Source organism: Micromonospora sp. RTP1Z1, assembly GCF_033804685.1.
Taxonomy (GTDB): Bacteria; Actinomycetota; Actinomycetes; order Mycobacteriales; family Micromonosporaceae; genus Micromonospora.
Genome location: NZ_JAPFQV010000002.1, coordinates 25024 through 43839 on the forward strand (window position 1 = coordinate 25024; position 18816 = coordinate 43839).

The window sequence follows — 18816 nt, forward strand, 5'->3', positions numbered from 1 at the left end:
GTTAGCGGTCCAGCAGGGCGTCCGCCAGGTCCGCGCCGGACACCGCGGCGATCTCCTCGGCGTACGGGCGGACCAGCGGCACGATCCCGAGACCTCGGCCCGGTCGCGCCCACTCGTCGCCGGATCATGCGCCCTCCTCCTCCGCCCGGCGATACGCGTCGATCTTGTAGTCGAGCATCTTCAGGAGGTAAGCCCTCCGGGTCGCCTCCACAGTGGTCGACCGCCCTACAGATTCCCAGTTAAAAGCACCGTCACTCGACTACGCAATGGCCCTAGGGCTGTCGGGCGGTCACGGCGACACCCACACAGCACAGCACCATCTCGGAGCCTGCATCCGCTGATCCGTCTGGCCGCCATTGATCACGTCAAACTCCCTTTGAAGACCCTTCACCCAACCGCCCAAGCGCCCATTCCGCAGCACGACGAACCTGCTCATGAGGATCGTCAAGCGCAGCCTGAAGCAGGGGTATAACGGAGGGGTCACCAAGACCACCAAGCGCGTACGCGAGACCACTGCGACCTTGGGGCGTAGGCTCCCCCTCCCAGTGCCTCAAGAGCGTCGGGAGGATGCGCCGAATAAGTCGGTCCGGAATGGGTTGCACCCCGCCATATGCAAGGGCCTTGGTAATTGCGTCAGCAGCAGAGGCGCGGACGCCGCGATCGTCATCCTCAAGAGCTTCCAGCAACTCCGTGAGAGCCGACCTCCCGGCACGAAAACCAATCAGGTCGCACAGCAAATGGCGAGTCAGAGGACGTTCAGCAACTCTGAGCGCCTGAGTCAGGACACGAACGGAAGCCTGACGTCGAAGTCTGTCAACGACAGGACGCCGGTCGTCGGTTTCCCGCTCTAACATCTGAATGACTTCCGTCGATGTCAGGTTAAAATCCACCACGACTCGATCACCTAATTTCAAGTGGAAACTCTCAAAGAGGGCCGGACTAATCGCACTCGAAAAGTACTCGACCTTGCGCTAGTAGTCCCAAAGGTCACGCCGTCGATGCCGCCGCAGCACCACCAAACAGTAGGTCCTCCTCCAGTTCAGCCATCCGGGCCAGCACCCGGGCCCGGTGGGCCTCGAAGAGCGCCCGTCGGGCGCCCAGCGTCCGGTCGCCCTGTCGGGCCAGCTCGGCGTAGCACTCGAAGTCAACCGTTGCGCGCCGGGGTGCAATTCATCTACCGTTGAGTTCAACGGATGATGAGTTTTGGAGGCGGGCGATGGAGGACGCGGTGGTGGTCCGTGACCTGGTCGTCGACCGGGGACGCAGGCGGGTGCTCCAAGGCATCAGCTGTGCGGTGCCCCGCGGCGCGGTCACCGGGCTGCTCGGGCCGAGCGGCAGCGGCAAGACCACGCTGATGCGGGCGTTGGTCGGGGTGCAGACCGTCAAATCGGGCACGGTCACCGTGCTCGGCCGGCCGGCCGGCGCGCCGGAGCTGCGCCGCCGGGTCGGCTACCTGACCCAGGCGCCCAGCGTCTACGCCGACCTGACGGTGCGGGAGAACGCCCGCTACTTCGCCGCCCTGCACGGCCGCAGCCACGCGGAGGCCGACCGGGCGGTCGCCGACGTCGGGTTGGCCGACGCCGCCGGTCAGCTCGTCGGCACCCTCTCCGGCGGTCAGCGCAGCCGGGCCTCGCTGGCCTGCGCCCTGGTCGGCGATCCCGAGCTGGTCGTCCTCGACGAGCCGACCGTCGGCCAGGACCCGGTGCTCCGGGCGGACCTGTGGGCCCGGTTCCACGCGATGGCCGCGACCGGGACGACGCTGCTGGTGTCGAGCCACGTGATGGACGAGGCCGCCCGCTGCGACCGCCTGCTGCTCGTCCGGGAGGGCCGGCTGATCGCCGACGACACCCCGGACGCCATCCGAGCCACCACCGGCGTCCACGACCTGGAGGAAGCTTTCCTCCGACTGATCAGGGCGAACGAGGCGGGCCAGCGGCACGCCGGACGGGAGGAGCAGTCATGAATCCCCGGATCCTGGCCGCGACGACCGGCCGCATCCTGCGCCAGCTCGGTCACGACCGGCGCACCGTCGCGCTGCTGGTGGTGCTGCCCACCGTGCTGCTCACCCTGGTCTACTTCATGTACGTCGACCAGCCCACCCCGCCGGGGCAGCCCGCGGTCTTCGACCGGGTGGCGCTGATCATGCTGGGCTTCTTCCCCTTCATCATCATGTTCCTGGTGACCAGCATCGCCATGTTGCGGGAGCGCACCACCGGCACCCTGGAACGGCTGCTCACCACCCCGCTGGGCAAGCTCGACCTGCTCTTCGGCTACGGCATCGCGTTCGGGCTGGCCGGCGCGGTCCAGGCGACCATCGCCTCGGCGGTCGCGTACTGGGTGTTCGACCTGGACACCGCCGGCAGCATCGGGCTGGTGGTGCTGATCTCGGCCGTCAACGCCGTGCTGGCGGTGGCCCTGGGGCTGTTCTGCAGCGCCTTCGCCCGCACCGAGTTCCAGGCGGTGCAGTTCCTGCCGGTCGTGGCGGTGCCGCAGCTGCTGCTCTGCGGGCTGTTCGTGCCCCGGGGCCAGATGGCCGGCTGGCTCCAGGCGGTCAGCGACGTGCTGCCCCTGTCGTACTCGGTCGAGGCCCTGCAGGAGGTCGGCCGGCACGTCGACCCGACCGGCACCATGTGGCGGGACCTGGCGGTGGTGGCCGGCGCGGCGGTGGCGGCCCTGGTGCTCGCGGCGGCCACCCTGCGCCGGCGCAGCGGGTGATGGCCCGTCGGACCGGCCGGCGGCCCGGCAACCCGGACACCCGGGAGGCGATCCTCACGGCGGCCCGGGCGGCTTTCGCCGAGCGCGGCTTCGACGCCACCTCGATCCGGGGCATCGCCACCGCCGCCGGGGTGGACCCGGCCCTGGTGCACCACTACTTCGGCACCAAGGAGGAGCTCTTCCGGGCCACCATGAACGTGCCGATCGACCCGGCCGAGCTGCTGCCGCGCGTGCTGGCCGGCGGCCCGGACGGGGTCGGCGAGCGGCTGGTCCGGACGTTCCTCGGGGTCTGGGACTCCCCGGCCGGAGCGGCGGCGGTCGCGCTGCTCCGGTCGGCGGTCAACAACGAGTGGACCGCCCGCCTGATGCGCGAGTTCCTGGTCACCCAGGTGCTTCGCCGGGTGCTCGACCACCTCGACATCGACCCGGATGAGCTGCCGCTGCGCGGCTCGCTGGTGGCCACCCAGATGCTCGGGCTGGCCATGACCCGGTACGTCGTCCGGCTGGAGCCGGTCGCCTCCGCCGACCCGGCGACCCTGGCCGCCGCGATCGGCCCTACCGTGCAGCGCTACCTCACCGGCGACCTCGACGCCTGATGGGCGCGGGCGCCGGGTCTTCCTGCGGCGGCGGAACGGCCGGGCGACGCTGCCCGCCGGATGCCTACCGGGTCTGCTCCAGCCACGATGCGAAGAGCAGGCCGTAGATCGACTCGGGATCCCTGACCAGTTCGTCGTGCGGGCCGCGCTGCACGATCCGGCCCCGGTCCACCACGATCACCTCGTCGGCGGCCTGGGCGGTGGAGAGCCGGTGGGCGATGGCGAGGGTGGTCCGGCCCCGGGTGACCGCGTCCAGGGCGCGCTGGAGGCGCACCTCGGTGGCCGGGTCGACCGCGCTGGTCGCCTCGTCGAGCACCAGCAGGTCGGGGTCGGCGACGTACGCCCGGGCGAGCGCCACGAGCTGCCGCTCTCCCACGCTGAGCGCCTCCCCACGCTCGCCGACCGCGGTGTCCAGCCCCGCCGGCAACCCGTCCAGCCAGTCGGCCAGGCCCAGCTCGGTGAAGGCGGCGGTGAGCTCCGCGTCGGTCAGCTCGGGCCGGGCGAAGCGGACGTTCTCCCCGACGGTGGCGTCGAAGAGGAAGCCGTCCTGCGGCACCATCACCACCCGGGAGCGCAGCGAGTCGAACCGGACCTGCCGCAGCGGCACCCCGGACAGCAGCACCTCGCCGGCGGTCGGGTCCATCAGCCGGGTGAGCAGCTTGGCGAAGGTGGTCTTGCCGCTGCCGGTCTCACCGACCACGGCCACCCGGCTCTTCGCCGGGATGTCCAGGCGGACGTCGTGCAGCACCGGCGGCCCGCCCGGGTAGGCGAACGTCACCCCGGCGAAGCGGATGTCCAGCGGGCCGGGCGGCAGCTCGCGCCCCTGCGCTCCCGGGTCGGCCACGTCCGGGGCGATGTCCAGCACGTCCAGCACCCGGCGCCAGCCGGCGATCGCGTTCTGCGCCTCGTTGAGCACCTCGGTGGCGATCTGCACGGGCTGGATGAAGAGCGTCACCAGGAACAGGAACGCGGTCAGCTGACCGATCGACAGGGTGCGGTCGACCCCCAGGGTGACCCCGACGACGACCACGCCGGCCAGCGCCAGGCCGGCCGCCAGCTCCCCCACCGAGCTGCCCACGATGCTGATCCGGATGGCCCGCTGCTGGGCCTGCCGCTGCCCCTCGATCGCCGTGTCCAGCCGCCGGGCCGTCCGCCCGGCGATCCCGTACGCCCGGATCACCGGGGCGCCCACCACGCTCTCCGCGATGATGCCGAGCAGCGTGCCCATCCGCTGCCGGACCAGACCGTACGCGCTGGCGAGGCGACGCTGCAGCAGCCGGATCACCAGCACCGCCGGCGCGAACGCGACGAGCACCACCAGGGTGAGCTGCCAGGAGTACGCCAGCATGACGATCGTGGTGACCACCAGCTGACCGAGGTTGACGATCAGGATCACGCCGCCCCACTGTAGGAACGTGGTGATCTGGTCGACGTCGCTGGTCACCCGGGACACCAGCGAGCCACGCCGCTCGGACTGCTGGTGCAGCATGGACAGGTCGTGAACGTGCCGGAACGCCCGGGTCCGCACCCCGGCCAGGGCGGTCTCGCTGACCGTGAAGAGCCGCCGCATCATCAGGTAGCCGCAGGTGGTGGTGACCACCAGCACGGCCGCGGTGACCGCGACCACCCGCCACACCACCCCGAGGTCCAGGCCGCCGATGATGCCGTGGTCGATGCCGCGCTGGACGGCGACCGGGACGGCCACCCGGCCGACCATGTAGATCAGCGCCAGCACGACCGTGCCGGCCAGTCCGGTCTTCAGCTCCGGGGAGAGCGCCAGCCCCCGCCGCAGCGTCCGCCAGGTCGATTCCGCCTGCTCTTCGGGCTCCCCCGTCACCGGTCAACCTCGACTTCCAGGCCGGAGGTCAGCGGCGTGACCTCGTCGTACGTCCGGGTCTGCTCGCGGTCGTGTTCCGCCTGCTCGTACGCGGTGACCAGGTCGGCGTAGCCGGAGACGGTAGCCAGCAGCTCGGTGTGGGTGCCCCGGGCGAGGACCCGCCCCTGCTCCAGGTAGATCACCTCGTCGGCGAGGGCGATGGTCGCCCGCCGGTACGCGACCACCAGGATCGACGCGGCGGCGCCGGGGCCGCCGGTCGGGGCGCGCAGGCCGGCCAGGATGGCCGCCTCCACCCGTGGGTCGACGGCGCTGGTGGCGTCGTCGAGCACCAGCAGCCGGGGCCGGCCGGCGAGCGCGCGGGCCAGGGTGAGCCGCTGCCGCTGGCCGCCGGAGAGCGAGGTGCCCCGCTCGCCGACCATGGTGTCCAGCCCGTCGGGGAGTGCGGCGACGAACCCGTCGGCCTCGGCCAGCCGCAGGGCCGCCCACACCTCGTCGTCGCCGATGCCCGGCCGGTCGAGGGCGATGTTGGCCCGGACCGTGTCGTCGAAGACGAACGGCACCTGGGCGACCAGGGCGACCGTCGAGGCGAGCGAGGCGGCGGTGAGGTCACGGACGTCGGCGCCGTCCAGGGTGACCGTGCCGGCGCGCGGGTCGACCAGCCGGACCGCGAGGGACGCGATGGTCGACTTGCCGGCGCCGGTCGGCCCGACCAGGGCGACGGTCTTCCCGGCCGGCACGGTGAAGCTCACCTCGCCGAGCACCTCGGTGCCGGGGAGGTGCGCCTCGGCCGGCTCGTAGCCGAAGTGCACGTCGTGGAAGGCGAGGGTGGCCGGCGTCGGATCGGCCCGGTCGAGGACGGTGTCGCCGTACGGCATCTCGCCGGTGGCGTCGAGCACCCGGCGCACCCGGTCCCAGCCGGCGACGCTGCGCGGCAGCTCGGCCAGCACCCAGCCGATGGCCCGTACCGGGAAGGCCAGCACGGTGAAGAGGAAGGCGACGCTGACCAGCTCGGCGACGCTGATCGCGCCCTGCTGGAGCCGGATCGCGCCGACCACCAGCACGGCGAGGGTGCCGAGGCTGGGCAGGGTCTCCAGCATCGGGTCGAAGACGCCGCGGAGCCGGCCGACGTCGATCAGTGCGTCGCGCAGCTCACCGGCGTGGGACGCGAATCGCGCGGTCTCCTGCGCCTCCCGGCCCATCGTCTTGACCACCAGGGCACCGTCGAAGCTCTCGTGGGCGATGCCGCTGACCTCGGCGCGCAGCCGCTGGGCCCGGGCCTGCCGGGGCGCCATCCGCCGGGAGTAGACCACGTTGAGCGCGAAGAGGGCGGGGAAGACGGCGAGGCCGACCAGGGCGAGCCCCCAGTCGGTGAGGAAGAGCGAGACGACCGCGCCGACCAGCATGACCAGGGTGCCCACCGCGAACGGCAGGGGTGCGATCGGGTACCAGGCCGCCTCCACGTCCGAGTTGGCGTTGGAGAGCAGCGTGCCGGTGGCGTTGCGGTGGTGCCAGGACAGCGGCAGGTCCAGGTAGCGCCGGGTGACCCGGCGGCGGTAGGCGGCCTGGAGCCGGAACTGCATGTAGCCGGCGCCGAGCCGACGGCCGAAGATGCCGACCACCCGCAGCACGCTGATCCCGAACAGGGACGCGGCGGCCAGGGCGAGCACCCCGGCGCCGACCGAGCCGCGGGCGATCGCCGGCACCACGACGTCGCCGACCACCCGACCGACCACGAACGCGCTGGCGATCACCATGAGGCCGAAGAGCACGCTCCCGGACACCGCGACCGTGAAGATCCGCGGCTGCTCCCGGATGGCCCGGCCGAGGACCCACAGCCCCCTGCCGAGGACGTCCCGACTTGTCCCGCTCGCCACGCTCTCCCCCGCCGTAAGCCGCAATTATCTCCCTCATCCTTACCGGTCCGTGCCAGCTCCGACGAGCCGGAAGGATATGTCCACCGTCACTCCCCGGGGCGGGGGCGTGCCCACCAGGGCACCCGTCGCCGCGGTGGACCGCAGCCGGGCCGGCCGCGGTGGCGCCGCGCCGCGCCCGGCGCGCCGGGACGCCGCCGCGGCCCTACGATCGGCCCATGCCGCGGTACGCCCGATCGGAGCGCGAGGCGCTCGCCGACCTGTTGCTGGACCTGGGACCGGACGCGCCGACGGTCAACGAGGGGTGGAGCACGCGGGATCTCGCCGCGCACCTGATCGTCCGGGAGCGCCGGCCGGACGCCGCCGGGGGCATCCTGCTGCCGCCGCTGCGCGGCCACGGCGAGACGGTCCGCCGCCGGTTCGCCGCCCGCCCGTATTCGGAGCTGGTGGCGCGGGTCCGCCGCCCGCCGGTCTGGAGCCCGCTGAGCAACCCGCTCACCGACGAGCTGGTCAACACGGTGGAGTTCTTCATCCACCACGAGGACGTGCGGCGGGCCCGCCCGGGCTGGCTTCCCCGGGATCTGCCGGCCGGCCTGTCGGCGGTGCTCTGGAAGCGGACCGCCGTGCTGGCCCGGGTGGCGTTGCGCCGGTTCCCCGCCGACCTGCTCGTCCAGGCGCCCGGGTTCGGCGACCGCACCGTCGGTCGGGGCGGGGAGCGGCTGCGGCTGGTGGGCGCGCCGGGGGAGCTGGCCCTCTTCCTGTCCGGCCGGCAGCGGGTGTCCCGGGTGCAGATCGACGGGCCCGCCGCCCCGGCAGGTCGGCTGCGGGCGGCCAACCTGGGCTTCTGACCGAGTGTCCGGAAACGGCCACCGACCAATGTGAACGACGCTCGACCCAGGGACGGCCGCCGATCCGTGCTCCCGTACGCTGCTGCCCGCCGCCCTTTCCCGGACGCCGGCATTCCGCCGTCGATCTGGTCGCCGAGGAGAGCACCGGGTGGGCGCGCGACCTCGATCTGGTGACCACGGCGGCCGGCCTGCGCCGGTTGCGCGGGGCCGGCGCGGCGGAGCTGGTCTGCTGGTGCAACGACCTCTTCTCCTACGGCAAGGAGTTGAGCAGCGCGCCGGACGTGCACAACCTGGTCACCACGATCGCCGGCGAGACCAGGCAGGGCGAGGAGTCGGCGCTGCGGGCGGCGGCCGCCCGGTTCAACGAGGGCCTGGCCGCGTACGCCGAGTGGGAGGCCGCGCTGGCGGGGGCCGGGGAGGAGTCGGTCCGGGCCTTCCTGGTCACCCGCCGGAACTGGATCCGGGCCACCTACGACTGGTCGCTCGCCGTCTCCCGGTACGCCTGATCGGGGCGTTCCACGTGCCGGGACGCTGGCCGCCACCCGGTGGGAGGGCTAGCCGCTGCCCCGGCGCAGGCCATACTCTTCGGTAACCGCAGAATGGCGTGACCCCCGTCACGTCCTACCACCCTTGAAGGCGGCTACAGCGATGGCTCTCGATGTACCGTACCGTTCCATCCCCGACATGTTCCTCAAGCGCGTGGCGGCGACCCCCGACCACCACGCCTTCGCCCATCCCGCCCCCGACGACTCGGGACCGGTCTGGCTGAGCTGGGAGCAGGTCGGTCAGCGCGCCAAGGCGGTCGCGGCCGGGCTGCACGGGCTCGGCGTCGGCCTGGAGGATCCGGTGGCGATCCTGGCCAACACCCGGCTGGACTGGGTGCTCGCCGACTTCGGCATCATGTGCGCGGGCGGCGCGACCACCACCGTCTACCCGACCACCGAGCCCGAGGACGCGACCTTCATCATCGCCGACTCCGGGTCCCGGGTGCTCTTCGCCGAGAACCCGGGCCAGGCCGCGAAGATCGCCGGCGCCGAGCTGCCGGCGCTGACCCACGTGGTGCTCTTCGACGGCTCCCCCGACCCGGCCGCGGCCGTTCCCCAACTCACCCTGGCCGAGTTGGAGGAGCGGGGGGCGCGCGCTCTCGAGGCCGAGCCGGACCTGATCGACATGCTGGTCGCCGGCATCGGACCGGAGCACCTGGCCACCCTGATCTACACCTCCGGCACCACGGGCCGACCCAAGGGCGTCGAGCTGCTGCACGGCGGCTGGTGCTGGGAGGCGGTCGTGCAGGCCGAGACGAGCCTGCTGCGCGACGACGACCTGCAGTACCTGTGGCTCCCGCTGTCCCACTCGTTCGGCAAGACCCTGCTCTGCGGCTCGACCCACGTCGGCCTGCCGACCTACGTCGACGGCCGGGTGGACAAGCTGGTCGAACTGCTCGGCGTGGTGAAGCCGACGCTGATGTGCGGCGCACCCCGGGTCTTCGAGAAGGTCTACAACCGGGCGGTCACCACGGCACAGGACGCCGGCGGCGCGAAGGCGAAGATCTTCGCCTGGGCGGTCGGCGTCGGCAAGGAGAAGGTCGCCCTGGAGCAGGCCGGCAAGCCGGTCCCGGCCGGGCTGAAGCTGAAGTACGCGCTGGCCGAGAAGCTGGTGTTCAGCAAGCTCCAGGCCCGGCTCGGCGGCCGGATCCGGGTGCTGGTCTCCGGGGCGGCGCCGCTGAGCAAGGAGATCGCCACCTTCTTCGCCGCCGCCAACCTGCCCATCTCCGAGGGGTACGGCCTCACCGAAACCAGCGCCGGCAACTTCGTCAACCCGCCGGACGGGCTGCGGATCGGCACCGTCGGCCGGCCGATGGGCGACCTGGAGTGCCGGATCGACACCGACGGCGAGATCCTGGTACGCGGCAGGCCGGTGATGCGCGGGTACCACAACCTCCCCGAGGAGACCGCCGCGGCGTTCACCGAGGACGGCTTCTTCCGTACCGGCGACATCGGCAGCCTGGACGACGACGGCTACCTGCAGATCACCGACCGGAAGAAGGACCTGGTCAAGACCTCGGGCGGGAAGTACATCGCGCCGTCGCACATCGAGGGCATGTTCAAGGCGATCTGCCCGTACACCTCGCAGGCCGTGGTGATCGGACAGGCCCGGAACTACTGCACCATGCTGGTCACCCTCGACCCGGACGCGATCAAGGGCTGGGTGGCCGGCGGTCCGCTGGAGGGCAAGGAGTACGCGGAGATCGTCACCTCGCCGGAGGCGCAGGCGATGGTTGACGGGTACGTGGCCGAGCTCAACGCCAAGCTCAACCGGTGGGAGACGATCAAGAAGGTCAGCATCCTCTCCCGGGACCTGACGATCGAGCACGGCGAGATCACCCCGTCGATGAAGATCAAGCGCCGGGGCGTGGAGAGCAACTTCGCCGCCGAGATCGACAAGATGTACGCCGGCACCCTCGCCGAGCTCTGACCCACCCGTACCGGCCGGCGGCCGTGCCCCCACCGTCCCGGGGCACGACCGCCGGTCCGTCCGGGACGTCAGAGGTGGTGCCGGCGCCACTCGCTCTGCTCCGCCTCGGCAGCGAGTTGCTCGTCCAGCGCCACTTTACGCACCCCCCGCCGGGCCGCGGCGCCGGTGACGGCCTGCGCCGCCGCCATCAGCACGCAGACCAGCGCGAGCAGTCCCAGCGCGGCCAGTTCCGGCAGCGGCGAGGCGACCGGGACCAGCCCGACGATCAGCACCAACCCGGTCAGCGGCACCCAGCGGACGGTCCGCAACGTCCGCAGCGCCAGGGCGCCGAGCGACAGCAGGTAGAGCGCCACGCCGCCGTAGAGGCTCAGCAGCCCGACCCGGGTCAGCGGATCGCCCCAACGCGGAGTGGACGGCTCCGCCACGTTCGACAGCAGGCCCTTGAGCCCGAGCGCGAAGAAGATGATCCCGGCGATCATCGGCAGGTGCAGGTAGGTGTAGGCGTCCCGGGCCAGGGCGATCCGGACGGACCGGTCCCGGGTGCGGTGCAGGAGCTGCTCGACCGCGAGGGCCAGGGTGTCGAAGTACGCCCACCACAGCACCGCGGCCACCGCGATGCCGCAGACCGCGGCGACCACCACCGCCCAGGTGAGCGGCAGTCCGCCGATGAACTTCGGCCCCAGGCCCAGCGAGATGATCGTCTCGCCGAGCGCGACGAGGATGATCAGGGCATGCCGTTCGGCCCAGTGGCCGGCCGACACCACCGTCCAGCCGGCACCGCCCAGCACCAGGCCGACACCGTACTCGGCGAGGATCGCGGCGAGCCAGAGACCCAGCCGGATCAGCGACTCCGCGGCTCCGTCGGCGAGCCGCTGCGGGACCACCGCGGCGGTGACCAGCAGCGCGGTCGCCACCAGCACCGGCAGGGCGAGCAGCAGCCACCGCCGACGCAACTCGGGATCAGCCCGGGACACCCAGCCGAGGACCGCCACCTGCGTGGCGCGGACCAGGAAGTAGCAGCTGGCGAAGACCAGCGGACCGGGCAGCCCGCCCGGGCGGTCGGTGAAGGCCTCCGGCAGGGTCAGCGCCAGCAGGAAGGCGGCCGCCACGGTGACGAACCCGACCACCGGAAGGACTCCCTGGTCGGTGCGGACCAGGTTGCCGAGCGCGGCGAAGCCGCTCCAGCACCACCAGAGCAGGGCGAGCACCAGCAGGCAGCGGACCAGGGAGTGGACGCTCAGGTAGGTCGCGGTCAGTGTGGTGACGTTGAGGAAGGCGAAGACGAAGACCAGGTCGTAGAAGAGCTCAAGCCGGGTCGCCCGAGATCCCGGCGCGCCGGGCCGGACGCCGCGCGACCACCGGGCACCGCCGCCGTTCCCCACCAGCGCAGTCTCCCAGCCCGGACCACCGTCGCAGGGGCGAACGGCAGGTCAGGCGCCCGAAACGCCCGGCGGTCGGTGCCGCCGGCCTCAGGCGATGACGGAGGGCTCCCGCCACTGCGGCCGTCCCGCCCGGTCCAGGTCGTAGCGGACCGCGGCGAGCCGGCCCACCGCCTCGACCAGGTCTGCGGCGGGCAGCGTGAAGGGCAGCCGCAGGAAGCGTTCGAGGGTGCCGTCCAGGCCGAACCGGGGGCCGGGCGCCAGTCGTACGCCAACCTCCTCGGCGGCCCGGGCCAGGGCGCTGGAGATGGGGCCGTCCAGCTCGGCCCAGAGCGTCACGCCGCCGCGCGGGACGGCGACCCGCCAGTCCGGCAGCCGCTCGGCCAGCACACCGATCAGCGCGTCCCGCTGGGCGGTGAGCTGCGCCTGGCGGGCGGCCACGATGGCCGGCGCGTCGGCCAGCAGGTGCACCGCCACCAGCTGGTCCAGCACCGGGCTGGCCATGTCGACCCCGACCCGGGCGGCGGCCAGCCGCTGGACCTGCGGGGCGGAGGCGCGCACCCAGCCGATCCGCAGCCCACCCCAGTAGGGCTTGCTCATCCCGCCGATGGAGATGACCCGGGAGTGCCGGTCGAAGGTGGCGGTCGGCGGGGGCAGCTCGGTGCCGTCCAGCGGCAGGTCCACGAAGGACTCGTCGACGACCAGGTCGGTGCCGGCGGCGTGGGCGGTGCCGACCAGCCGCTCGCGCAGCTCGGCCGCCATCAGGTGGCCGGTCGGGTTCTGGAACTCCGGGATCAGGTACGCCAGCTTCGGCCGGGTCTGCCGGATGCTGCCGAGCAGCAGGTCGGCGTCCCAGCCCGCGCCGTCGGCGGCGAGCCCGTGGGTGGTGATCCGGGCCCGGCGGGCGGCGAGCGCCGCGAGGGCGTTGGGGTAGGTCGGGGACTCGACCAGCACCCCGCCGCCGGGCGATAGGGCCAACCGCAGCACCAGGTCCAGCGCGTGCTGGGTGCCGCTGGTGACCATGATCTGCTCGGGGCTGGTGGGCAGGCCCCGCTCGGTGTACGACCGGGCGACCGCCTCGCGCAGCTCGATGATCCCGGTCGGGTGGTAGCCGGCCCCGCTCACGTAGCGCGGCAGGTCCTCGGCGGCGGCCCGGGCGGCCGGGACGAGCTGCGCCGGCGCGGCCAGCGCGGCGACGCCGAGGTCGATCATGTCCCGGTCGTCCAGCGGGGTCCACAGGCCGGTGCTGGCCACCCGGTGGGTGCCCGGGAGCATGGTCCAGCTGCCAGCGCCCCGGCGGCTGGTCAGGTGGCCGGTCTCCCGCAGCTCCCGGTACGCGGCGGTGACCGTGGTCCGGCTGATCCGCAGCGCCTCGGCCAGCTCCCGCTCCGCCGGCAGGCGTACCCCCAGGGGGAGCCGGCCGTCGGCGAGCAGGCCGCGGACCGCGGCGGCGAGCGCGGCGTAGTCCGGGTTGCGTCGCCGGCCCGGCAGCGCGTGCCACTGGCCGAGCAGCCGGGCCAATTGGATGCCACGTACCTGAGTCGTCATGGCCACCCCTCCGGAATTGGCTCCTTCAATCGCCGCGATTGGCCCCTAGGGTGGCATGCATGGCAGCGATTGGCAATCTCCGGTACCGGCCGGCCCGGCGGCTGAGCCAGCTCTACGTCGGGCTCGCCCTCTACGGGATCAGCATGGCGCTGATGATCCGGTCCGGGTTGGGGCTCGACCCGTGGGACGTGTTCCACCAGGGCCTCGCCCGGCAGACCGGGCTCTCCTTCGGCACGGTGACCATCGCGATCGGCGCCCTCGTCCTGCTGCTCTGGATCCCGCTGCGGCAACGCCCCGGCCTGGGCACCGTCAGCAACGTGGTGGTGATCGGCCTGGTGGTGGACGGCACCCTCGCGGTGCTGCCGCCCGGCGGACCGCTGCCGGTGCGGATCGGCATGCTGGTCGTCGGGATCGTCGCCAACGGCGCCGCCACCGGCCTCTATCTCGGCGCGCGACTCGGCCCGGGCCCGCGCGACGGGCTGATGACCGGGTACGTCGCCCGCCGCCCGGGCCGATCCATCCGGCTGGTCCGCACCGTCATCGAGGTGACGGTGCTGACGCTCGGCTGGCTGCTCGGCGGCACTGTCTGGGTCGGCACCGTCGCCTACGCGCTCGCCATCGGGCCGCTGGCCCAGGTGTTCATCCCGCTCTTCGCGGTGCCCCCGGAACCCGGACCGGCACCGTCCATCCCGGACCCGGCGGTCCGCGCCGCCGGTCCCGCCGGTCCGGCGACCGAGGCGGCCTGACCTTCTCCGGTCGCGCCGCCCCGCCCCGCACACCGCCGCCGCGCCCCGCCCGGTTCGGCGCCGACGCACACGCCCCTCGGACACCCAGCGTGAACCGCCGGACACGCCGACCGCCACTGGATGGGATCGCCCGGACCCGAGGTGAGCTGCGGTGATGTCCGCCGGGAAAACCGGGTGTTTGCACCGCCGCCGACGCCGGGCATCATTCGTGCATGGGGGAGAGCGGATGGCGCTGGACCGACGCCTGGATCTTCGTCTCACTGGTCATCGCGAGCGGCGCCGGCCGGCACCGCCGGGCGGCTGCGAGCCGACGACCCGAGGGCGTGCGCCTGGCTGACGTGCTCTCCACCGCGGACCACCTCAACCAGTCCATCCCCGAGCGGCACGAGGTGGAGGGCGCGGTCCGCCGGCTGTCCGGCGCCGGGTTGGTCAGCGTCTCGGACGGCTGGTTCCGGATCACGCCGGACGGGGAGCGGCTGTGGCGCACCCGACCCAGCGCCGGCGTGGCGACCACGGTGGACACCGTGCAGGGGGTGCTGAGCCGTCGGCACACCCCGGGCACCGCCGACTGGAGCCTCCCCGAGGACGACCACGCCGCCGCCGTCCAGGAGTACGTGGTCCGCTCGATCCCCGCCCCGCGCCGCTCCCCCGAGGGCCACTCGAGCCGCGACTGAGCGGGTCCAGGCTCGGCCCCGCCTCGATCCGCCCAGTCGCCGGGGCCGGGCGAGATCACGAGGTCGGCCGCGGTGGTCAGCGGACCGGGTGGCCGGCTCCGCGCAGGGCGTCCTTGACCTGACCCACGGTCAGCTCGCCGAAGTGGAATACGCTGGCCGCCAGCACCGCGTCCGCGCCCGCCCCGATCGCCGGCGGGAAGTGCGCCACCTCGCCGGCGCCGCCGCTCGCGATCACCGGCACGTCGACCACCGCGCGGACCGCCTCGATCAGCGCCAGGTCGAAGCCGGCCTTGGTGCCGTCGGCGTCCATCGAGTTCAGCAGGATCTCCCCCGCCCCCAGTTCCGCGCCGCGCCGCGCCCACTCGACGGCGTCGATGCCGGTGCCCCGGCGGCCGCCGTGAGTGGTCACCTCGAAGCCGCTTCCGGTGGTGCCGGCCCGCGCGCGCCGGACGTCGAGCGAGAGCACCAGCACCTGCCGGCCGAACCGGTCGGCGATCGCGGCGATCAGCTCCGGGCGGGCGATGGCGGCGGTGTTCACACCGACCTTGTCCGCCCCCGCCCGCAGGAGCGTGTCGACGTCGGCGACCTGGCGTACGCCACCGCCGACGGTCAACGGGATGAAGACCGACTCCGCGGTGCGGCGGACCACGTCGAGCATGGTGCCCCGGTCGCTGGAGGACGCGGTGACGTCGAGGAAGGTCAACTCGTCCGCGCCCGCCCGGTCGTAAGCCGCCGCGAGCTCGACCGGGTCACCGGCGTCCCGCAGGTCGAGGAAGTTGACCCCCTTGACCACCCGCCCGGCGTCCACGTCCAGACACGGGATCACCCGAACCGCCACCGTCATCTCGCGAGCCTATCCAACGCGTACGGCACGACGGCCGGCCCGACCGGGCCGACCGCCGTGAACGAGTTCCGGGTCACACCCGGACGAGCATCTTGCCCAGGTTCTCGCCGCGCAGCACGCCGAGGAAGGCAGCCGGGGCGTTCTCGATGCCCTCGACGACCGTCTCGTCGTACGAGATCCTGCCGTCGCGCAGCCAGCCGGACATCTCCTGGACGAACTGGTCGCGCAGGTGGCCGTGGTCGCCGACCAGGAAGCCGCGCAGGGTGAGCCGCTTGCCGATGACCAGCGCCAGGTTGCGCGGCGCGGCCGGCGGCTCGCTCGAGTTGTACTGCGCGATCATGCCGCAGATGGCGGCCCGGCCGTGCAGGTTCAGCGCGCCGATCGCGGCCTCCAGGTGCTCGGAGCCGACGTTGTCGAAGTACACGTCGATGCCGTCCGGAGCGGCGGCCTTCAGCGAGTCGCGCACCGGGCCGTCGTGGTAGTCGAAGGCGGCGTCGAAGCCGAGCGCCTTGAGCCGCTCGACCTTGGCCGGTGAGCCGGCACTGCCGATCACCCGGGCCGCGCCCCGGAGCTTGGCGATCTGGCCGACCATGCTGCCGACCGCGCCGGCCGCGCCGGAGACGAAGACGGTCTCGCCGGGCTTCATCGCGGCCACGTCGAGCAGGCCGGCGTACGCGGTCAGGCCGGTCATCCCGAGCACGCTCAGGTACGCGCTCGCCGGGGCCAGGCTCGGGTCGACCTTGCGGGCCGCCTTCGCGTCGAGCAGCGCGTACTCCCGCCAGCCCAGGCCGTGCAGCACGGTGTCGCCGGGCTTGATCCCCTCGGCCTCGCTGGCCACCACCTCGCCGACCGCGCCACCGTCGAGCGGCGCGTCGAGCGAAAACGGCGGCACGTACGACTTGACGTCGTTCATCCGGCCCCGCATGTACGGGTCGACCGACATGAACTGGTTGCGGACCACGATCTGGCCCGCGCCCGGGGCGGGCACCTCGGTGGTGACGAGGCGGAAGTTCTCGGCGGTCGGCCAACCCTGGGGGCGGGAGGCCAGGTGGATCTCACGGTTGGTGCTCATGGATGTCGTCCTCTCGTACGCGATCGTCGGCGGCCTGCGGTGCCGGTCAGGCGGCCGCGGCCTCGCGGACGGTCAGGGCGACCTCGATGTTGCCACGGGTCGCGTTCGAGTACGGGCAGACCTGGTGAGCGGCCTCGACCAGCTGCTCGGCGGCGGTGCGCTCGACGGCGGGCAGGTCGACCACCAGGGCGACGGTCAGGCCGAAACCGCCGCTGCCGTTCGGGCCGATGCCCACCTCGGCCTCAACGACCGAGCCGCCGACGTCGGCCCTGGCCTTGCGGGCGACCAGCCGCAACGCGGAGTGGAAGCAGGCCGCGTAGCCGGCGGCGAAGAGCTGCTCGGGGTTGGCCGCGCCGCCGGCGCCGCCCATCTCCTTCGGGAACGCCAGGTCCAGGTCGACCGTGCCGTCCGAGGTGCGGACGTGGCCGTCCCGGCCGTCACCGGTGGCGCGGGCGGAGGCGGTGTAGAGCACCTGCATGTCACTGCTCCTTCTGTCGGTGGATCGTCTCGGTGACCCGGGTGAGGGTGTCGCGCAGCCCGATCAGCTCGGCCTCGGTGAGGCCGGTGGCGCGGGCGACCCGCAGCGGCACGTCGTGCATCCGCTGCCGCAGGTCCCGGGCCCGCTCGGTGAGGCCCACCTCCACCCGGCGCTCGTCGCGCGCCGCGCGGCTGCGGACCACCAGGCCCGCCGCCTCCAGCCGCTTGAGCAGCGGGGAGAGGGTGCCGGAGTCGAGCCGGAGCTGGGCGCCGAGCTCGGAGACCGTGGGGGCCTCGTCGCCGCGCTCCCAGAGCACCAGCAGCACCAGGTACTGCGGGTAGGTCAGCCCGTGCTCGTCGAGGATGGGCCGGTAGACGTCGGTGAGGGAGCGCGACGCCGCGTAGAGGGCGAAGCACACCTGCCGGCGCAGCACCAGATCATCGGTCACGCCCAGAACCGTAGCGCGCAATTAAGTTGTACACAACTTATCTGCGCGCGGTGTGCCCGCGACCACCCGTCGTCCGGACGGGCCGGCCTGCCGGCGTCACCCGTCGCCGAGCCAGGCCTCCAACTCGATTTCCACCAGGTGCTCCGGGTCGATCAGCCCGGCCACCACCACCAGCGTCGCCGCCGGACGGACCGCCCCGAAGACCGCGTTGTGCGCCCGGCCCACCTCGTCGACGTAGCTCCGGTCCGTCACGTACATCCGGGTCCGGACCACATCGGACGGCTCCGCCCCCACCCCGGCCAGCGCGTCCAGCCCGATCCGCAACGCCTGGGCGGTCTGCGCCGCGGCATCCCCGACGTGCGCCACCCGGCCGTCAACGGTCGACGTGCAGCCCGCCGTCCAGGCCAGGCCCCCGGCCCGGACCACCCGCGAGTAGCCGTAGACGGCCTCCCACGGGCCGCCCGAGCCGAGCCGGGTGACGGCCGCGCCGTCACCCGCGACCGTGGTCACGCGGCGGCCCGCAACGTCTCCAGCGCCTCGGCGACCGTGAACGCGCCGGAGTAGAGCGCCTTGCCGGCGATCACGCCCTCCACGCCGTCGGACTCCAGACCGGCCAGGGCGCGCAGGTCGTCGAGGGTCGAGACCCCGCCGGAGGCGATCACCGGAGCGTCGGTACGGGAGCAGACCTCGCGGAGCAGGTCGAGGTTCGGGCCGCGCATCGTGCCGTCCTTGGTGATGTCGGTCACCACGTAGCGGGAGGCACCGGCCTTGTCGAGGCGCTCCAGCACCTCGAATAGGTCTCCCCCGTCGCGGGTCCAACCCCGCGCCGAGAGGGTACGACCCCGCACGTCCAGCCCGATCGCCACCCGATCGCCGTACTGGCCGCAGACCCGGTCGCACCACTCCGGGTCCTCCAGCGCCGCGGTGCCGATGTTCACCCGGGCCGCGCCCGTGCCGAGGGCCGCGTGCAGCGACTCGTCGTCCCGGATCCCACCGGAGAGCTCGACCTTCACGTCGAGCTGCCGGACCACCTCGGCGAGCAGGTGCGCGTTGGTGCCCCGGCCGAACGCGGCGTCCAGGTCGACCAGGTGGATCCACTCCGCGCCGTCGGCCTGCCAGGCCAGCGCCGCCTCCAGCGGATCACCGTAGGTGGTCTCGCTGCCGACGGCGCCCTGCACGAGCCGGACGGCCTGGCCGTCGGCGACGTCCACGGCGGGCAACAGGATGAGGCTCAACGCACTTCTCCTCGCTTGACTTCCTCCCCGCGCCTCGTGGCGGGGGATTC

The 18816-nt window shown here is 73.0% G+C and carries 19 protein-coding genes; 8 read left to right on the forward strand and 11 right to left on the reverse strand.

Annotated elements, in window-relative coordinates; all coding sequences use genetic code 11:
- Positions 1–365: 365 nt before the first annotated feature.
- Positions 366–854: a HEAT repeat domain-containing protein gene (locus tag SLP03_RS31465; RefSeq protein ID WP_413644196.1), complete on the reverse strand. Its 489-nt coding sequence runs from the start codon at positions 852–854 to the stop codon at positions 366–368.
- 362 nt (positions 855–1216) lie between these two features.
- On the opposite strand from SLP03_RS31465, the gene SLP03_RS01515 reads away from it, so the two are divergent.
- From SLP03_RS01515 to SLP03_RS01525, 3 genes are read left to right on the forward strand one after another with little or no spacing between them, the layout of a single operon-like run.
- On the forward strand, positions 1217–1963 hold the full coding sequence (locus SLP03_RS01515) for an ABC transporter ATP-binding protein (protein WP_319458653.1): 747 nt from the start codon (positions 1217–1219) through the stop codon (positions 1961–1963).
- Positions 1960–2715 carry an ABC transporter permease gene (locus tag SLP03_RS01520; protein WP_319458654.1) on the forward strand — a complete coding sequence of 252 codons (756 nt, stop codon included), beginning with the start codon at positions 1960–1962 and terminating at the stop codon, positions 2713–2715. The genes SLP03_RS01515 and SLP03_RS01520 overlap by 4 nt, the downstream gene beginning before the upstream one ends.
- Positions 2715–3311: a TetR family transcriptional regulator gene (locus tag SLP03_RS01525; protein WP_319458655.1), complete on the forward strand. Its 597-nt coding sequence runs from the start codon at positions 2715–2717 to the stop codon at positions 3309–3311. The genes SLP03_RS01520 and SLP03_RS01525 overlap by 1 nt, the downstream gene beginning before the upstream one ends.
- Before the next feature lie 64 nt (positions 3312–3375).
- Here the strand turns inward: SLP03_RS01525 and SLP03_RS01530 are convergent, their stop codons facing one another.
- Both SLP03_RS01530 and SLP03_RS01535 read right to left on the reverse strand, forming a co-directional pair.
- Positions 3376–5148, reverse strand: a complete 1773-nt coding sequence (locus SLP03_RS01530; RefSeq protein ID WP_319458656.1) for an ABC transporter ATP-binding protein — start codon at positions 5146–5148, stop codon at positions 3376–3378.
- Positions 5145–7022, reverse strand: coding sequence for an ABC transporter ATP-binding protein (locus SLP03_RS01535; protein ID WP_319458798.1), 1878 nt, complete (start codon positions 7020–7022; stop codon positions 5145–5147). The genes SLP03_RS01530 and SLP03_RS01535 overlap by 4 nt, the downstream gene beginning before the upstream one ends.
- Before the next feature lie 215 nt (positions 7023–7237).
- On the opposite strand from SLP03_RS01535, the gene SLP03_RS01540 reads away from it, so the two are divergent.
- From SLP03_RS01540 to SLP03_RS01550, 3 genes are all read left to right on the forward strand, one after another.
- The gene (locus SLP03_RS01540; protein WP_319458657.1) at positions 7238–7867 is read left to right on the forward strand and encodes a TIGR03085 family metal-binding protein; all 630 of its coding nucleotides are present in this window, start codon (positions 7238–7240) and stop codon (positions 7865–7867) included.
- A 170-nt stretch (positions 7868–8037) separates the two neighbouring features.
- On the forward strand, positions 8038–8373 hold the full coding sequence (locus tag SLP03_RS01545) for a terpene synthase family protein (protein WP_319458658.1): 336 nt from the start codon (positions 8038–8040) through the stop codon (positions 8371–8373).
- A gap of 142 nt (positions 8374–8515) precedes the next feature.
- Positions 8516–10342, forward strand: a complete 1827-nt coding sequence (locus tag SLP03_RS01550) for a long-chain fatty acid--CoA ligase (protein WP_319458659.1) — start codon at positions 8516–8518, stop codon at positions 10340–10342.
- Between the two features lie 68 nt (positions 10343–10410).
- Here SLP03_RS01550 and SLP03_RS01555 read toward each other — a convergent pair whose 3' ends face one another.
- Entirely contained in the window at positions 10411–11724 is a 1314-nt protein-coding gene (locus SLP03_RS01555; RefSeq protein WP_319458660.1) for a low temperature requirement protein A, read from the reverse strand.
- 87 nt (positions 11725–11811) lie between these two features.
- Positions 11812–13269: a PLP-dependent aminotransferase family protein gene (locus SLP03_RS01560; protein WP_319458661.1), complete on the reverse strand. Its 1458-nt coding sequence runs from the start codon at positions 13267–13269 to the stop codon at positions 11812–11814.
- Between the two features lie 59 nt (positions 13270–13328).
- Between SLP03_RS01560 and SLP03_RS01565 the strand changes: the two genes are divergently transcribed.
- A complete protein-coding gene (locus tag SLP03_RS01565; RefSeq protein ID WP_319458662.1) occupies positions 13329–14015 on the forward strand; it encodes a hypothetical protein in 687 nt (228 codons plus the stop codon).
- Between the two features lie 212 nt (positions 14016–14227).
- Positions 14228–14689 carry a hypothetical protein gene (locus tag SLP03_RS01570; protein WP_319458663.1) on the forward strand — a complete coding sequence of 154 codons (462 nt, stop codon included), beginning with the start codon at positions 14228–14230 and terminating at the stop codon, positions 14687–14689.
- Between the two features lie 76 nt (positions 14690–14765).
- Here SLP03_RS01570 and hisF read toward each other — a convergent pair whose 3' ends face one another.
- From hisF to priA, 6 genes are all read right to left on the reverse strand, one after another.
- Positions 14766–15533, reverse strand: coding sequence for an imidazole glycerol phosphate synthase subunit HisF (hisF, locus tag SLP03_RS01575; protein WP_319458664.1), 768 nt, complete (start codon positions 15531–15533; stop codon positions 14766–14768).
- Between the two features lie 73 nt (positions 15534–15606).
- The gene (locus SLP03_RS01580) at positions 15607–16605 is read right to left on the reverse strand and encodes an NADP-dependent oxidoreductase (RefSeq protein WP_319458665.1); all 999 of its coding nucleotides are present in this window, start codon (positions 16603–16605) and stop codon (positions 15607–15609) included.
- A gap of 46 nt (positions 16606–16651) precedes the next feature.
- Entirely contained in the window at positions 16652–17083 is a 432-nt protein-coding gene (locus SLP03_RS01585) for an organic hydroperoxide resistance protein (protein ID WP_319458666.1), read from the reverse strand.
- A 1-nt stretch (position 17084) separates the two neighbouring features.
- Positions 17085–17531: a MarR family transcriptional regulator gene (locus tag SLP03_RS01590; protein WP_319458667.1), complete on the reverse strand. Its 447-nt coding sequence runs from the start codon at positions 17529–17531 to the stop codon at positions 17085–17087.
- Positions 17532–17627: 96 nt separating this feature from the next.
- Complete coding sequence (locus SLP03_RS01595; RefSeq protein ID WP_319458668.1) at positions 17628–18041, reverse strand: RidA family protein; 414 nt, start codon at positions 18039–18041, stop codon at positions 17628–17630.
- Positions 18038–18766, reverse strand: coding sequence for a bifunctional 1-(5-phosphoribosyl)-5-((5-phosphoribosylamino)methylideneamino)imidazole-4-carboxamide isomerase/phosphoribosylanthranilate isomerase PriA (gene priA / locus SLP03_RS01600; RefSeq protein ID WP_319458669.1), 729 nt, complete (start codon positions 18764–18766; stop codon positions 18038–18040). The genes SLP03_RS01595 and priA overlap by 4 nt, the downstream gene beginning before the upstream one ends.
- Between the last annotated feature and the right edge of the window lie 50 nt (positions 18767–18816).

What these genes read in the sequence shown, in the direction of transcription:
- SLP03_RS31465 (WP_413644196.1), bottom strand. Translation starts at nt 854, where the DNA reads ATGTTAGAGCGGGAAACCGACGACCGGCGTCCTGTCGTTGACAGACTT.
- SLP03_RS01515 (WP_319458653.1), top strand. Translation starts at nt 1,217, where the DNA reads ATGGAGGACGCGGTGGTGGTCCGTGACCTGGTCGTCGACCGGGGACGC.
- SLP03_RS01520 (WP_319458654.1), top strand. Translation starts at nt 1,960, where the DNA reads ATGAATCCCCGGATCCTGGCCGCGACGACCGGCCGCATCCTGCGCCAG.
- SLP03_RS01525 (WP_319458655.1), top strand. Translation starts at nt 2,715, where the DNA reads ATGGCCCGTCGGACCGGCCGGCGGCCCGGCAACCCGGACACCCGGGAG.
- SLP03_RS01540 (WP_319458657.1), top strand. Translation starts at nt 7,238, where the DNA reads ATGCCGCGGTACGCCCGATCGGAGCGCGAGGCGCTCGCCGACCTGTTG.
- SLP03_RS01550 (WP_319458659.1), top strand. Translation starts at nt 8,516, where the DNA reads ATGGCTCTCGATGTACCGTACCGTTCCATCCCCGACATGTTCCTCAAG.
- SLP03_RS01560 (WP_319458661.1), bottom strand. Translation starts at nt 13,269, where the DNA reads ATGACGACTCAGGTACGTGGCATCCAATTGGCCCGGCTGCTCGGCCAG.
- SLP03_RS01565 (WP_319458662.1), top strand. Translation starts at nt 13,329, where the DNA reads ATGGCAGCGATTGGCAATCTCCGGTACCGGCCGGCCCGGCGGCTGAGC.
- SLP03_RS01570 (WP_319458663.1), top strand. Translation starts at nt 14,228, where the DNA reads ATGGGGGAGAGCGGATGGCGCTGGACCGACGCCTGGATCTTCGTCTCA.
- hisF (WP_319458664.1), bottom strand. Translation starts at nt 15,533, where the DNA reads ATGACGGTGGCGGTTCGGGTGATCCCGTGTCTGGACGTGGACGCCGGG.
- SLP03_RS01580 (WP_319458665.1), bottom strand. Translation starts at nt 16,605, where the DNA reads ATGAGCACCAACCGTGAGATCCACCTGGCCTCCCGCCCCCAGGGTTGG.
- SLP03_RS01585 (WP_319458666.1), bottom strand. Translation starts at nt 17,083, where the DNA reads ATGCAGGTGCTCTACACCGCCTCCGCCCGCGCCACCGGTGACGGCCGG.